General features: G+C 66.5%; 13 protein-coding genes and 1 tRNA gene. 9 read left to right on the top strand and 5 right to left on the bottom strand.

Annotation, left to right across the window (positions count from 1 at the left end):
* Window positions 1-6 precede the first annotated feature (6 nt).
* Window positions 7-1,284, bottom strand: coding sequence for a serine--tRNA ligase (serS, locus tag F1C10_RS04970; protein WP_185209308.1), 1,278 nt, complete (start codon window positions 1,282-1,284; stop codon window positions 7-9).
* Between the two features lie 94 nt (window positions 1,285-1,378).
* Here serS and F1C10_RS04965 point away from each other — a divergent pair, with 94 nt between their 5' ends.
* A complete protein-coding gene (locus tag F1C10_RS04965) occupies window positions 1,379-1,888 on the top strand; it encodes a host attachment family protein (protein ID WP_185209306.1) in 510 nt (169 codons plus the stop codon).
* 74 nt (window positions 1,889-1,962) lie between these two features.
* Here the strand turns inward: F1C10_RS04965 and F1C10_RS04960 are convergent, their stop codons facing one another.
* Window positions 1,963-2,751 (bottom strand): hypothetical protein, encoded by a 789-nt coding sequence (locus F1C10_RS04960; RefSeq protein ID WP_258043077.1) that lies wholly within the window; start codon window positions 2,749-2,751, stop codon window positions 1,963-1,965.
* Window positions 2,752-3,113: 362 nt separating this feature from the next.
* On the opposite strand from F1C10_RS04960, the gene dksA reads away from it, so the two are divergent.
* The 4 genes from dksA to F1C10_RS04940 all read left to right on the top strand — a co-directional run bounded on the left by dksA (window position 3,114) and on the right by F1C10_RS04940 (window position 4,741).
* Entirely contained in the window at window positions 3,114-3,581 is a 468-nt protein-coding gene (gene dksA / locus F1C10_RS04955; RefSeq protein WP_185209304.1) for an RNA polymerase-binding protein DksA, read from the top strand.
* 51 nt (window positions 3,582-3,632) lie between these two features.
* Entirely contained in the window at window positions 3,633-3,998 is a 366-nt protein-coding gene (locus F1C10_RS04950; RefSeq protein WP_185209302.1) for a PilZ domain-containing protein, read from the top strand.
* 59 nt (window positions 3,999-4,057) lie between these two features.
* Window positions 4,058-4,143: transfer RNA gene (locus F1C10_RS04945), tRNA-Leu, on the top strand.
* Between the two features lie 73 nt (window positions 4,144-4,216).
* Complete coding sequence (locus F1C10_RS04940; RefSeq protein WP_258043076.1) at window positions 4,217-4,741, top strand: hypothetical protein; 525 nt, start codon at window positions 4,217-4,219, stop codon at window positions 4,739-4,741.
* On the opposite strand, the gene F1C10_RS04935 is transcribed toward F1C10_RS04940, so the two are convergent.
* The 3 genes from F1C10_RS04935 to F1C10_RS04925 form a co-directional block, all read right to left on the bottom strand.
* Entirely contained in the window at window positions 4,738-6,873 is a 2,136-nt protein-coding gene (locus F1C10_RS04935; RefSeq protein ID WP_185209300.1) for a histidine kinase dimerization/phosphoacceptor domain -containing protein, read from the bottom strand. The two genes, F1C10_RS04940 and F1C10_RS04935, sit on opposite strands and share 4 nt — an antisense overlap.
* A gap of 101 nt (window positions 6,874-6,974) precedes the next feature.
* Window positions 6,975-7,973, bottom strand: coding sequence for a nitronate monooxygenase family protein (locus tag F1C10_RS04930; protein WP_185209298.1), 999 nt, complete (start codon window positions 7,971-7,973; stop codon window positions 6,975-6,977).
* 138 nt (window positions 7,974-8,111) lie between these two features.
* The gene (locus tag F1C10_RS04925; protein ID WP_185209296.1) at window positions 8,112-9,479 is read right to left on the bottom strand and encodes an acyl-CoA dehydrogenase family protein; all 1,368 of its coding nucleotides are present in this window, start codon (window positions 9,477-9,479) and stop codon (window positions 8,112-8,114) included.
* Between the two features lie 90 nt (window positions 9,480-9,569).
* On the opposite strand from F1C10_RS04925, the gene F1C10_RS04920 reads away from it, so the two are divergent.
* From F1C10_RS04920 to F1C10_RS04905, 4 genes are all read left to right on the top strand, one after another.
* A complete protein-coding gene (locus F1C10_RS04920; protein WP_185209294.1) occupies window positions 9,570-10,583 on the top strand; it encodes a phosphotransferase family protein in 1,014 nt (337 codons plus the stop codon).
* Complete coding sequence (locus tag F1C10_RS04915) at window positions 10,580-10,933, top strand: DUF6285 domain-containing protein (RefSeq protein ID WP_185209292.1); 354 nt, start codon at window positions 10,580-10,582, stop codon at window positions 10,931-10,933. Before F1C10_RS04920 ends, F1C10_RS04915 begins: the two co-directional genes overlap by 4 nt.
* A gap of 135 nt (window positions 10,934-11,068) precedes the next feature.
* On the top strand, window positions 11,069-12,253 hold the full coding sequence (locus F1C10_RS04910; RefSeq protein ID WP_185209290.1) for an acyl-CoA dehydrogenase: 1,185 nt from the start codon (window positions 11,069-11,071) through the stop codon (window positions 12,251-12,253).
* A gap of 3 nt (window positions 12,254-12,256) precedes the next feature.
* On the top strand, window positions 12,257-13,366 hold the full coding sequence (locus F1C10_RS04905) for a CaiB/BaiF CoA-transferase family protein (protein WP_185209288.1): 1,110 nt from the start codon (window positions 12,257-12,259) through the stop codon (window positions 13,364-13,366).
* The last annotated feature ends 71 nt before the right edge of the window (window positions 13,367-13,437 follow it).

Raw genomic sequence — 13,437 nt, 5'->3', positions numbered from 1 at the left:
CGGCGATCAGCGCGGCTCCAGCCGGTTGAGCCCGCCGAGATACGGCTGCAGCACCGCCGGCACCGCGACCGATCCGTCGGCCTGCTGGTAATTCTCGAGGATCGCGACGATCGTGCGGCCGACCACCAGCCCCGAGCCATTGAGCGTGTGGACGAAGCGAGTCGCCTTTTCGCCATCCGGGCGGAAACGGGCATTCATGCGGCGTGCCTGGAAGTCGGTGCAGGTCGAGCAAGACGATACTTCGCGGTAGCGATCCTGGCCGGGCAGCCATACTTCGATGTCGTAGGTACGCGCGGCGGAGAAGCCCATGTCGCCGGTGCACAGCTTCATGCGGCGGAAGGGCAGTTCGAGCCGCGTCAAAACGTCCTCAGCGGCGCCGGTCATCCGCTCGTGCTCGGCTTCTGACTGATCGGGCTCGACGATCGAGACCATCTCGGCCTTATCGAACTGATGCTGGCGGATGAAGCCGCGCGTATCGCGCCCCGCCGCGCCGGCTTCCGAGCGGAAACAGGGGGTGAGGGCGGTGAAACGCAGCGGCAGATCGGTCGCGGCGAGGATCTTCTCGCGCACGATGTTGGTGAGGCTGACCTCGCTGGTCGGGATCAGCCAGCGCCCGTCGGTGGTGCGAAACAGGTCCTCGGCGAACTTGGGCAGCTGGCCGGTGCCGAACATCGTTTCGTCGCGGACGAGGAGCGGGGGCACGACCTCTTCATAGCCATGATCGCGCGTCAGCACGTCGAGCCCGAACTGGCCGAGCGCGCGGGCGAGACGCGCCGCGTGGCCGCGCACCAACGTGAAACGCGCACCCGAGAGCAGCGCGCCGGTTTCGAAGTCGAGGCCGATCGCGGGGCCGATCGCGTCATGCTCGCGCACCGTGAAGTCGAACGCCGGTCGGGTGCCACGCTCATGGATCAGCAAGTTGTCGTTCTCGTCCACGCCGTCGGGCACGTCGGCGAGCGGCAAGTTGGGGAGCGTCGCGAGCCGGCCGTCGAGCTCGGTCGTCAGCGCGCCGTCCTGCGCCTCAAGCTCGGGCAGCCGCTGCTTGAGCGTCGCGACCTCCGCCATCAGCGCGGCGGCCGCTGCCTCGTCCTTGGCCGCCTTGGCGGCGCCGATCGCCTTCGATGCCTCGTTGCGGCGTGCCTGACCGACCTGAAGCTCGGTCACGACCTCGCGGCGGCGACGATCGAGATCGAGCACCGCATCGGCACGGGTTGCATTGCCGCGACGCTGCATGGCGGCGTCGAAGGCGGCGGGATCGTCACGGATGAAGCGGATGTCGAGCATGGCGCGGGCGCTATGCCGGGGCGGTCGGGGGGAGGCAACCCAGCCGCCAAGCGGGGCGTTCGTACCGCGAACAGCAACCACAGGAGCCAATGCCATGCACGTGCCGCACAATTCCGTCGTTCTGGTCGCCGACGGGCGCAAGCTGCTGTTCCTTCGCAACGAGGGTGACGACGTCTATCCGAACCTGACGGTTGAACATGCCGAGGAACGCAGCAATCCCGCCGACCGCGACCAGAAGACCGATGCCGCCGGCGCCGCTTCGTCGACGCAGTCGGGGCCGGGCGCGCCAGCGGTGGCGCAGAACGGATCGAACCACGCACGCGGCGGCGGGGCGCAATTCGCGCCGTCGCGCGGATCGCTGGGCGAGACCGATTTTCACCAGCTGGAAGAGGATCGCTTCGCGGCCGATGCCGCTGAATTGCTGAAGAAGCGCGCACTGGCGAACGACTTCGAGAAACTGATCGTCGTCGCGCCGCCCAAGACGCTGGGCGAGTTGCGCAAACACTATCACAAAGAGGTCAGCAACCGGCTGAGCGGCGAGCTGTCAAAGGACCTGACCGGTCATCCTATCGCAGACATCGAAAAGGCGCTGCTCGACGGCTGATCTTCCCGCGACTGGAAATGAAAAAGGGCACCGCGCCGGGTGGCGCGATGCCCTTTTGCTTGTCGGCGACTGGGTCAGGCGGCGATAGGCTTGGCCAGCTTGCGCCGCGCGATCAACGCTGCCGCGGCAGCACCGAACAGGACCAGCATCGGCGGCGCGGGAACCGGCGACGGATTGCCGCTGCTGTTACCGCTGCTGCTGGGCACCGGAGGCTTTGACCCGCCGTGATCCGATCCCCAGCCCTTCGACGACGATCCGTAGTCGATCTGGACCTGGCCTTGCCCCTGCTGCTGACCTTGTTGCTGGCCCTGCTGCTGCCCCTGGTTCTGTTCCTGGTGATTGCTGTTGTTGTTTTCGTTGTGGTTCGAATTGTGGTTGTTGCTCTCGTTCTTGTTATCGATGTCGATATCGATCTTGCCGCCGCTGCTCGACGACGAGCTGCTCGAGCTCGACGTGGACGAGATGACGATGCCGCTCGACCCGCTTCCTCCCGAGCCGCCGAAGAACCCGCCGGCGAAGAAGCCACCGCCACCAAAACCGCCGCCGCCGCCGATCACCGGCGCCACCTGTCCACCGCCGGAGGCCAGCACCGGGCTGGCCGGCAGCGGAACGGGGATTGGCGCTGCCTGCGACGCTACGGTGACGACGGCCGGCGCACAGGATGCGGTCGTCGTGGTGACGATGCGGCGTACCTTGCTGCGGCGGACGACGCGCTTCGCAACCCGCTTCGGCGCGACCTTCGCGACCTTGGTGTACGCCGTTCGTGCCTTCTGCGTTTCCGCCACGTGGACCGCGCCGCCGCCGACGACTGCGCCACCGACGGTGCATGCACAGAGTTTCGCTAAAGCCATCCGCACCGACATGATGTCACTCTCTTCGCTCAATGACGACGTCACCGCCGTTCTGGTCCTGTCGCAACGACGAGGCTGCTATGAGCTAAAGTGCGGAACAAAGAATTAAGCGCAACGCCGTTAACCATCATTGCGACGTCCATGGACGATTCTTGCGGTAATGCGCCGGCCGGATCATGGTTAACGTACCAGCAGGGGACGCTTCAGGACACGGCCGCGCGTTGGTGTGCGACGTTCAGCTTACGTCAAGCGCCTGTCCGCCATCGCAAAAGTTGCGTTCGCGGGCGCTTGTGGGTTCGAAAACGCATCACTATAGGCCCCGCAAGGGGCGCGGTGGTGCTGACGACACCCTGACGCGGGCGGGGAGATAGTCGATGGCGACGGCGTATAATCGCGTGGACGAACCGGACTACCAGGGCCGTGATGCGGCAAACGACGCAGACGACGGGTATCGCCCGCACGCCGACGAGCCGTTCATGAATCCGCGTCATCAGCTGTATTTCCGCAACAAGCTGCTTGCATGGAAGGAAGCGATCCTGCGCGAATCGCTGGGAACGCTATCGCAACTTCAAGTCGATTCGCTGCGTGAGGCGGACCTCAACGATCGCGCGTCCAGCGAGACCGACTGGTCGATCGAGCTTCGTACGCGTGATCGTCAGCGCAAGCTTATCGGCAAGATCGACGCCGCGCTGCGCCGTATCGAAGACGGCGAATATGGCTATTGCGAGGTGACGGGCGAGCCGATCAGCCTGGGTCGCTTGGAAGCGCGGCCGATCGCCACGATGACGGTTGAGGCGCAGGAACGGCACGAGCGGCATGAAAAGGTGTCGCGCGAGGATTGATCGCGGGCGTTGTTGAGACTTCGTCAATCATTGGGGCCATAGTCAGCGATCATGGAATCCGTTCGTGCCAGTGTCTTCACCGAGGCTGTTTCCGCCGATGGCGAGCCGCGCGGGCGTGACAGCCTCTTTCTTCACGCGCGGCTGAAGGTGAATGGGTGGCGCGAGGAGCGGCAGGTGCGGGTGCGCAACCTGTCCGCCGGCGGGCTGATGGCTGAACTGCCGGAGCCGGTTGAACCTGATTCGGCTGTCGAGATCGAGTTGCGCGGGCTGGGCTGGCTTACCGGCCGCGTAGCTTGGCAAACCGAGGGGCGCGCCGGCATCGCATTCGATCGCACGATCGATCCGCAGCGCGCGCGCAAGCCGGTCGGGCTTGCCAAGGATGATGGCGCCCCCCGGCGCATGCGCTTTCCTGCTTAAACGCTGACAAGGCTGGACGCGCGCCCGCCGATCGTGGCAATGGCGCGGGCCTGAACCACGCGGGCGTGGCGGAATGGTAGACGCAGCGGACTCAAAATCCGCCGTTGGCAACAACTTGTCGGTTCGAGTCCGACCGCCCGTACCACGATCAAGGCGCGACGCCCTCCAGGCGATGATCGTGCTCGACGTTCGCTGCCCGATACGGCATCGCGCATGCGATGTCCGCGATCGCCTTGCTCCGTTCCCAAACCGCTGCCGCACACGCGATGGTCGACGCCGCGTTCGGATCGCATGATTTACATGATCACATGGCCTATGCCGCCTTCCTGCGATCGCATGCCCGTGCGCTGCCGGCAGCCGAGACGCAGGCCGCGACAATATGGCCGACGCTTCGGCGCCGTATGCCGGCACTGGCTGCCGATTTGGCGGCGCTCGACGTTGCGATGCCGCCCGCGGCTGTGACACTAAGCCGCGGTGCTGCAGCCGCTTGGGGCGCGCTGTACGTCATCGAGGGATCACGGCTCGGCGGCGGGATGCTCGCCAAGATGGTCGGTCCCGGACTTCCGCGCGCCTATCTCGGCGCGACACACCTGCCGGGCGAGTGGCGTCTGATTCGCGAAGCGATCGATGCGGCCGCTGCGGGCGAGGACGACGCCTGGCACGCCGCGATGGTGGACGGCGCGCTTCGAACATTCGAACTCTACGATGCTGCCGCCCGCGCCGAGCATGCGCCGGTGGGCTAGCTCGTCGCGTCCTCGATCGGCGCGGTGACGATCGTACGCAGGCCGGGCGCATTGTCGACCTGCTCCAACTCGCCGCCGAGCCGCGCCATCACCGCGTTCATCATTCGGCTGCCGAAGCCGCGCCGATCCCCCGATACGCCGACCCCGTGATCCGCGACGATCAGCCGCAACCGGTTGCGATGCTGTTCCAGCGCGATCTCGATCGGGCCGGTACCGCCGGGATAGGCATATTTGGTGGCGTTGATGACGAGCTCGGCGGCAATGAGGCCCAGGTTCACGGCGCGATCGGTGGGGATCAGGATCGGATCGAGGTTGATCGACATGTGCGGCGCCCATTGCATGCCGAGCGAGCCCTTCAGATCCTCGACCAGATCCTCTAGGTAGCGCGCAAGGTCGATCGTTTCGATCTGATCGTCGCGATAAAGCCGGCGGTGGACCAGCGCGACCGCAGACAGCCGCGAGCCCGCCTCGATCAGCTGATCGGCGACGGAGCCGGGGCCGGCGTCGCGCGCCTGCAGCGTAAGGAACGCCTGGACGAGCTGGAGGCTGTTCTGGACGCGGTGGTCCACCTCCTTCATCAGCACGTCCTTCTGGACGAGTGCCGCGTCCTTTTCGACGATCGCACGCTCGAGATCGCGATAGAGACGTAGCCGCTCGCGCGCATCGCTCGCCTCGCGCATCGCGCGGCGCAACCGGTGCGCGGCCTCGACCTGCTCGAGCGTCCATCGCCGCGAGCGGCAATGCACCGACTCGCGCCACGATTCGAACGACGTGCGCGGCGTCAGCTGCGCGTTGCTATCGAGCGCGACGCCCTTGTGCGGATTGCCCGCCCACTCGATCTCCTCGACCTGTTCGACGCGGAACCAGATCAGCGTCGCGCCTTCTTCGGGTACCGGTAGCGCGAGAATGCCGCTTGCGCGGTCGGCGAAGCGTTCCGACCCCGGCATCAGCTCGGTCAGATGACGGGTCGCCAGGATATCTGTATTGTTGCGTCCGACGAGCCAGCGGCCAAGCGCGGCGACGTCGGCGCGCTCCGGGCAGTGGCCATACATCTCGATGCCGTCGGAGTGGATCAGAGCGAGCCCGTCGCCGTCGATCATGCGGCGGATTTCTTCGTGCCGGTCGGCCACAGCGCGCCGCAGCGACGGCTTGAGCGCAGGCACGAGCGAGTCTTCGGCCATGCGGAGCGCCAGCCGCTCGCGATAGCTTTCCGCTTCTTCCTTGGTGCGGATCTGCCGGGCAAGCCCGCCGGCGAGCGCCGCGCCCGCCAGCCGCACGTCGAGCGGCATGATGCGTGGCGTGCGATGATGGCACGCGATCATGCCCCACAGGATGCCGTCCTTGACGATCGAGATCGATGCCGAGGCGGCGACGCCCATGTTGTGCAGATATTGGACGTGGATCGGCGACACGCTGCGCAGCGCGACGTCGCTGAGATCGACCGTCTCGAACCCGGCGGGGCGAAGCGGAGCGGGCTCGTACCCGGCATCGGGGATGACGCGCGTGCGATTGCGCACGTAGAGCGCGCGCGCCTGGCGCGGGATGTCGCTAGCCGGGAAGTGATGGTTCATGAAGCTGTGGAGCGCGGGATCGCGATCCTCGCCGACGACGCGCCCGGCATCGTCGTCGAGGAAGCGATAGATCATCACCCGGTCGAACCCGGTCAGCGTGCGAAAGGCGATCGCCGCGCGGGCGCAGAGCGAGGGGATCGTTGCCGCCCGTTCGAAGCCTGCGGCAATCGAATCCATCCACGACAGCATCTCACCGGCGAGAAGCGGTTCGGCCGACGCAGGCTCGAGTTCGACGATCAGCCACGGCGCCGCCTGATGGATTGTGACGTCGAACCGGCGATCCTGCAGCATGATCGTGGCGCCGCGGATCGTGCCGCCGGGCCCGGCGACCAGTGTCGAGAGGAGCGCCGAAACGTCCTGCGCGATCATCGTGTCGAGCGATCCGCCCAGCCAATCGTCGCCGAACACCTGCTCGAGGCGCCCGGCTCCTGCCACGACGCGCCGCGTCGCAGGATCGGCGATCAGGACGAGGCCGTGCGGCTGGATCGCGCCGGGGATGTGGATCGGCTCACGATCGCACTCAGTAACATCGGGCGCCGCCCGCTCGCTGCGCGTTGCCATTCGGCTCCTTTACGCCACTCCGGAGCAGCGAAACCACACTGCTCCGGCGACGCATGGCAAAGCGGCCGACGCCTTGCAACTGATCTGAATCAGCTTAACGCCTACTCCGCGGCCTCGGCGTAGCGACTGACCATCGCCTGCAAGCGGCTCTCGATGATCTGCTCGGCCTCGGCGACGATACGGTCGACGAGTTCCTTCACCGTCGGTACGTCGTCGATCAGGCCCTGCACCATGCCGGCGGACCAGATGCCGCCATCGGTATCACCGGCGTGCATCGCGTCCTGTCCACGCTTGCCGGCGACGAGATGCTGGATGTCGCTGAACTGCGCCCCGCCGGCACGCTCGATCTTGACCACCTCGTCCGACACGGCGTTCTTCATCACGCGCGCGGTGTTGTGCATCGTGCGGAAGATGAGGTTGGTAGCGCGCTCGTCGTTCTCGACCATCTTCTGCTTGAAGCTGTCGGCGATCTGCGCCTCCTGCGTGACGCAGAAACGGGTGCCCATGTTGATGCCGTCGGCACCGAGCGCGAGCGCGGCGACGAGCCCGCGCCCGTCGGCGAACCCGCCGCTCGCGAGCATCGGGATCTTCACCTTGTTCGCCGCGGCGGGAATGAGGATCAGGCCGGGGATATCGTCCTCACCCGGATGGCCGGCGCATTCGAAGCCGTCGATCGAGATCGCGTCGACGCCCTTGCGCTCGGCCGACAGCGCGTGGCGCACGCTGGTGCACTTGTGGATGATCTTGACACCGGCGGCCTTGAACATCTCCCACTGCTCGGCGACCGCGGGCGTGCCGGCGGTCTCGACCACCTTGATGCCGGCGTCGATGATCACCTGTGCATAAGCGTTGTAATCGGGCGCGTTGATCGTCGGGAAGACAGTGAGGTTGACGCCGAACGGCTTGTCGGTGAGATCCTGTGCGCGCTTGATCTCGTCCGCCAACGCCTCGGGCGACGGCTGCGTCAGCGCGGTGATGAAGCCGAGCGCGCCGGCATTGGCGACGGCGGCAACGAGGTGCGCCTTGCCGACCCACTGCATACCGCCCTGGGCGATCGGATATTCGATACCGAAGGTTTCGGTGAACCGCGTCTTGAGCATTGTCCTCTCCCCAAAGGCGCCGTCACCGGCGCGCTAACGTAACAGATGTTATGGCGGATCGGCCCGTCTCGCAAGCCTCCACCAATAAGCTGGAATCGCCGCCGCGGCCGAATACCGTGCCGCGGCGGCGCGTGCCGATCAGAAGACGCTGCCGAGCGCCTGCTTGCCCGAGCGTGGTCGGATCTGGCTGTTGCGATAGTCGACGTCGTTCCAGTCGAGTTCCTTGAACTCCTGCCGGCGCGGGCCGAGGTAGCCGAACAGGAATGCGGCGACCTTGCGCATCTGGATCTCCTCCGCGCCCTCGGTGATGCGATAGCGGCGGTGGTGGCGATAGATGTGCTCGAACGCCTTGTGGCGCGAATAGCCGATGCCGCCATGGACCTGCATCGCGCGATCGGCCGCCTCGCAGCACAGGCGATTGCCCCAGTAATTGCACATCGACACCTTGTCCGAGAGGCGCTTCTCAACCTCATGGTGCGGCATCTGATCCATTTCCCACGCGGTCTTGCGGATCAGCAGGCGCAGCATCTCGGCCTGCGTCGCGAGCTCGACCAGCGGGAACTGGATCGCCTGATTGCGCGCGAGATCCTCGCCGAACGGCTTACGCTGTCGCGCGTAGCGGATCGATTCCTCGATACAGTAGGTTGCGGCGCCCAATGAAGAAGCGGCCTGGCGGATGCGGTTCTCGTGCACGAAGGCCTGCGCGACGGGCAGGCCGTTCTCCGGATCGCCGAAGATCGTCGTTTCCGGCACCCATACGTCGGTGAAGCTGACGCGCGGGTGATCCGTTGGCATGTTGAAGGTCCAGAGATATTCCTCGATCTTCACGCCTTCGTCGTCGGTCGGCACCAGGAAGCAGGTGATGCCCTTCGCCGCGCCGTCGTCACCGCTGGTACGCGCGAAGAGCGCGCAGTGCGTCGCGACGTGCATGCCCGTCGTCCACATCTTCTCGCCGTTGATGACGTAGCCAGGCACGCCGTTGCGCGACTCGGGCTTGGCGCGCGTCTCCATGTGGGTCGCGTCCGATCCGTGATACGGTTCGGTCAAACCGAAGGTCACGCGCCGCGTGCCATTGAGCGTGCCGGTGATGAACTCCTCCTTCTGCTCCTCGGTGCCGAAATCGTCGAACATCTTGGCGAAGGGGTTGTTGGCGACGATAGAATGCTCGGTCTGCAGGTCGTTGTGGAGGCCGAGGCCCTTGGCGGCGAGGTATTCGCGGATCACGCACATCCACAAATTAGAACCGCCCTTGCCGCCGAACTTGGGGTCCATCGCGAAGCGCAGATGGCCGGCCTTGTCGGCGCGGCGCTTCGCCTCGCGCATCAATTCTTCCCATTCGTGGCGCGGCAGGCCGCCGGCCTCGAAATCGGTACGCGCATATTCGCGGCGGTGGTCGAAGAAGCGGACGTTGTCGTCGGCATCCTCGAGCGGCTTGATCTCCGCTTCGATGAAGGCATCCAGCTCCTTGAGATAGTCGAGCAGATCCTGCGGCAGTCCGAAATCCATGGCCCTCTCCCGAATTAAGTCGATCCTTTTAACTTGCGTAGCGCGCTCAGGCAGGATTTACAGCCCCTAAATCAACGGTGCCGGGGAACCATGGCGGAGAGGCTTTCGAAGGACGAGTTGGCACGGCGGCTATCGACGCTCGCTCCACGCATGGCCGAGGGCGCCGAGCGAATCGACAATCTGGTACGGCTGACCGGCGGGGCGAGCATGGAGACATGGGCGTTCGACGCGGTGGGACCGGGAGGCGCGGTGCCGCTGATCCTGCGGCGGCGCACGCGCGCGGTGGAAAGCACTGCCGTGAACAAGCCGCCGCTGCGCCGCGAGGCGGAGGCGATCGCGCGCGCTGTGGCGGGCGGAGTGCCGGCGCCCGATGTCACCTACGTGTGTGACGAGGCGGCGGACGGGCTTGACGAGGCCTATGTCATGCGCCGTATCGGCGGCGAGACGCTGGGCAAGAAGATCACCAGCGATCCCGCGTTCGAGCCGGCGCGCGGCAAGCTGGCGCGGCAGTGCGGCGCGGCGCTGGCGCGGATCCACGCGGTCGAACCGCTTGACGGGCTCGACCGCACCGATGCGGCGACGACGCTCGCCAATTACGAGGCGACCTGGCGCGCGACGGGCAACGTCCGCCCGACGATCGAGGCGGCGTTCCGCTGGCTCGAGAAGCGGCTGCCGACCGAGCCGGTGACGCCGCGGTTCGTGCACGGCGACTTCCGCAACGGCAACATCATGGTCGATCCCGAGGCGGGGCTCGCGGCGGTGCTCGACTGGGAGCTGGTCCACATCGGCGATCCGGCGGAGGATCTCGGCTGGCTGTGCACCAGTAGCTGGAAGTTCGGGCGGCCCGACCGCTACGTCGGCGGCTTCGGCGACATCGAGGATCTGCTCGCCGGCTATGTCGAGGCGGGGGGCGAGCCGATCTCGGCGGCGCGCGTCGATTTCTGGTCGATGCTCGGCAGCCTCAAATGGGGGGTGATGACGATGGGAATGTACGCGAGCTTCGCCGCCGATCCGACCGCCGGGCCCGAGCGCGGCGTGATCGGGCGGCGCTTGTCGGAGACCGAGGCCGACATCGTCGCGATCATCGAGAGGAATGCGGCATGATTACGCATCCGACGGCGCAGGAATTGGTCGCCGGCGTTGCGACGTGGCTGCCGGTCGACGGCAGCGCGAGCGTGTTCGGGCTGCGCGTCGCGCGCAATGCGCTCGAGATCGCGGCGCGCGACATGGCGCTGAGCCCCGCCGCCGACGCGCGTGCGGTGACGCGGATGAGCGCCTTGCTCGGACGCGACGGCGATCGTGACGAGCTCGACCGGGCGCTGGTGGAAGCGATCCGGTCCGGCACGGTGGCGCCAGACGATCCGGCGCTGATCGCGCATCTCAAGGCGACGGCGCTCGATACGATCGCGATCGACCAGCCGAAATATGCACACACGCTTGGCTCGCCTGGCTGAGCGGCTATAGCCACTTCGCAAACCCGCCGGCCCGGTGCCGCGCAGATCGCGGGCAGGGCTGCGTGGCCGATCGGCCATGCCGGTCCGGTTCGGCGGGACAGGGCATGATGCCCGCACGTCAGGTGGAGTGAGTGCATGGCCGGCATGGGCGCGTTCGATTGGGCTGATCCGTTCCTGCTCGACGAGCAGCTGAGCGAGGACGAGCGGATGGTGCGCGACAGCGCGCGCGCCTATGCGCAGGAAAAACTGGCGCCGCGGATCATCGACGCCTTCGCCAACGAGCATACCGATCCCGCGATCTTCCGCGAGATGGGCGAGTTGGGACTGCTCGGTCCAACGATTCCGGACGAATATGGCGGGGTCGGCGCGAGTTACGTCGCCTACGGACTGGTCGCGCGCGAGGTGGAGCGGATCGACTCGGGCTATCGCTCGATGATGAGCGTGCAGTCGAGCCTCGTCATGTACCCGATCAACGCCTACGGCTCGGAGGCGCAGAAGCGCAAATACCTGCCGAAGCTGGCGAGCGGCGAGTGGATCGGCTGTTTCGGCCTGACCGAGCCCGATGCCGGCTCCGATCCCGGGGGCATGAAGACGCGCGCGTTGAAGACTGATGGCGGCTATCGTATCTCGGGTAGTAAGACGTGGATCTCGAACGCGCCGATCGCCGACGTCTTCGTCGTCTGGGCGAAGAGCGACGCGCACGGCGGCGGCATTCGCGGCTTCGTGCTTGAGAAGGGCATGAAGGGGCTGTCGGCGCCGAAGATTCAGGGCAAGCTGAGCTTGCGCGCGTCGATCACCGGCATGATCGTGATGGATGAGGTAGAAGTCGGCGAGGACGCGCTGCTGCCCGACGTGCAGGGGCTGAAGGGGCCGTTCGGCTGCCTCAACCGCGCGCGCTACGGCATTTCGTGGGGGGCGCTCGGTGCGGCGGAATTCTGCTTCCACGCCGCGCGGCAGTACGGGCTGGACCGCCAGCAGTTCGGCCGGCCGCTCGCGGCGACGCAGCTCTACCAGAAGAAGCTCGCCGACATGGAGACCGAGATCGCGCTCGGCCTGCAGGCGTCCTTACGCGTCGGACGACTGATGGACGAGGGGCGGTTCGCGCCCGAGATGGTCTCGATCGTGAAGCGCAACAACGTCGGCAAGGCGCTCGATATCGCGCGCGTCGCGCGCGACATGCACGGCGGCAACGGCATCTCGGGCGAGTATCAGGTGATGCGCCACGTGATGAACCTCGAGACGGTCAACACCTACGAGGGCGCGCACGACGTTCACGCGCTGATCCTGGGGCGGGCGATCACGGGGATCGCGGCGTTCTGAGCCATGCGTGAGCCTCCGCTGCGCGGCATCAAGGTCGTCGAGCTCGCGCGCATCCTGGCTGGGCCGTGGGCAGGGCAGATCCTCGCCGATCTCGGTGCCGAGGTGATCAAGGTAGAAAGCCCCGCGGGGGACGATACGCGCACCTGGGGGCCGCCGTTCGTTGAGCACAGCGGCGAGCGCGCCGCGGCTTATTATCACGCCTGCAACCGCGGCAAGACCGGCATGGTCGCGGATTTCACCAATCCCGACGATGTCGCCCGCGTGAAGGCGCTGATCACGGATGCCGACGTGGTGATCGAGAACTTCAAGGTCGGTGGGCTGGCCAAATACGGCCTTGATTACGCGAGCCTGGCAGCCGAGCATCCGCGGCTCGTCTATTGCTCGATCACTGGCTTCGGGCAGGACGGGCCCTATGCCGCGCGCGCCGGCTACGATTTCATCGTCCAGGGGATGGGGGGAATCATGTCGCTGACCGGCGAACCCGATGGGGCGCCGCAGAAGATCGGTGTTGCCTTCGCCGACATCATGACCGGGCTGTACGCGACGATCGGCATCCAGGCAGCGCTGACAATGCGCGAGCGGACAGGCAGGGGGCAGCACGTCGACTGCGCGCTGCTCGACACGATGGTGGGAGTGCTCGCCAACCAGGCGGCCAACTATTTCGCGAGCGGCGAGAACCCGCCGCGGATGGGCAATGCGCACGCGAACGTCAGTCCCTATGCCGTGTTTCCAACGCGCGACGGCTGGTTCATCCTGGCGGTGGGGAACGACGCGCAATATCACCGCTTCGCCGGCATCGTCGGGATCGCCCCCGATGCGCGGTGGGACAGCAATGCCGGGCGCATCGAGCATCGCGACGCGCTGTTCGCGCTGATCGAGGAACGCTGCCGGCTGTTCGATCGCGACGATCTGCTCGCACGGCTAGAGGCCGCGGGCGTGCCGGCGGGGCCGATCAACACGGTGGCGCAGGCGTTGAACGATCCGCAGGTCGTGGCACGCGGGATGGTGCTGGCGCCGAATGCAACGCGGCCGATCGCCGGGCTGCGGACGCCGATCCGATTTTCCGACGCTGATCTAGCGCTCGACCGCGGCGCACCGCCGCTCGCACGATAGGCAATACGCCCCGCCATAACTTTTGTTGTGCTTGCCGCGACGGCGCGATACCTCCTGCCGGAAACGTAACC

It is taken from the genome of Sphingomonas sp. NBWT7 (assembly GCF_014217605.1).
In the GTDB taxonomy this organism is placed as follows: Bacteria; Pseudomonadota; Alphaproteobacteria; order Sphingomonadales; family Sphingomonadaceae; genus Sphingomonas.
The sequence above is the reverse complement of the archived record's forward strand: the minus strand, read 5'-3'. Positions and strand labels throughout refer to the sequence as shown.

What these genes read in the sequence shown, in the direction of transcription:
- serS (WP_185209308.1), bottom strand. Translation starts at nt 1,284, where the DNA reads ATGCTCGACATCCGCTTCATCCGTGACGATCCCGCCGCCTTCGACGCC.
- F1C10_RS04965 (WP_185209306.1), top strand. Translation starts at nt 1,379, where the DNA reads ATGCACGTGCCGCACAATTCCGTCGTTCTGGTCGCCGACGGGCGCAAG.
- F1C10_RS04960 (WP_258043077.1), bottom strand. Translation starts at nt 2,751, where the DNA reads ATGTCGGTGCGGATGGCTTTAGCGAAACTCTGTGCATGCACCGTCGGT.
- dksA (WP_185209304.1), top strand. Translation starts at nt 3,114, where the DNA reads ATGGCGACGGCGTATAATCGCGTGGACGAACCGGACTACCAGGGCCGT.
- F1C10_RS04950 (WP_185209302.1), top strand. Translation starts at nt 3,633, where the DNA reads ATGGAATCCGTTCGTGCCAGTGTCTTCACCGAGGCTGTTTCCGCCGAT.
- F1C10_RS04940 (WP_258043076.1), top strand. Translation starts at nt 4,217, where the DNA reads ATGTCCGCGATCGCCTTGCTCCGTTCCCAAACCGCTGCCGCACACGCG.
- F1C10_RS04935 (WP_185209300.1), bottom strand. Translation starts at nt 6,873, where the DNA reads ATGGCAACGCGCAGCGAGCGGGCGGCGCCCGATGTTACTGAGTGCGAT.
- F1C10_RS04930 (WP_185209298.1), bottom strand. Translation starts at nt 7,973, where the DNA reads ATGCTCAAGACGCGGTTCACCGAAACCTTCGGTATCGAATATCCGATC.
- F1C10_RS04925 (WP_185209296.1), bottom strand. Translation starts at nt 9,479, where the DNA reads ATGGATTTCGGACTGCCGCAGGATCTGCTCGACTATCTCAAGGAGCTG.
- F1C10_RS04920 (WP_185209294.1), top strand. Translation starts at nt 9,570, where the DNA reads ATGGCGGAGAGGCTTTCGAAGGACGAGTTGGCACGGCGGCTATCGACG.
- F1C10_RS04915 (WP_185209292.1), top strand. Translation starts at nt 10,580, where the DNA reads ATGATTACGCATCCGACGGCGCAGGAATTGGTCGCCGGCGTTGCGACG.
- F1C10_RS04910 (WP_185209290.1), top strand. Translation starts at nt 11,069, where the DNA reads ATGGCCGGCATGGGCGCGTTCGATTGGGCTGATCCGTTCCTGCTCGAC.
- F1C10_RS04905 (WP_185209288.1), top strand. Translation starts at nt 12,257, where the DNA reads ATGCGTGAGCCTCCGCTGCGCGGCATCAAGGTCGTCGAGCTCGCGCGC.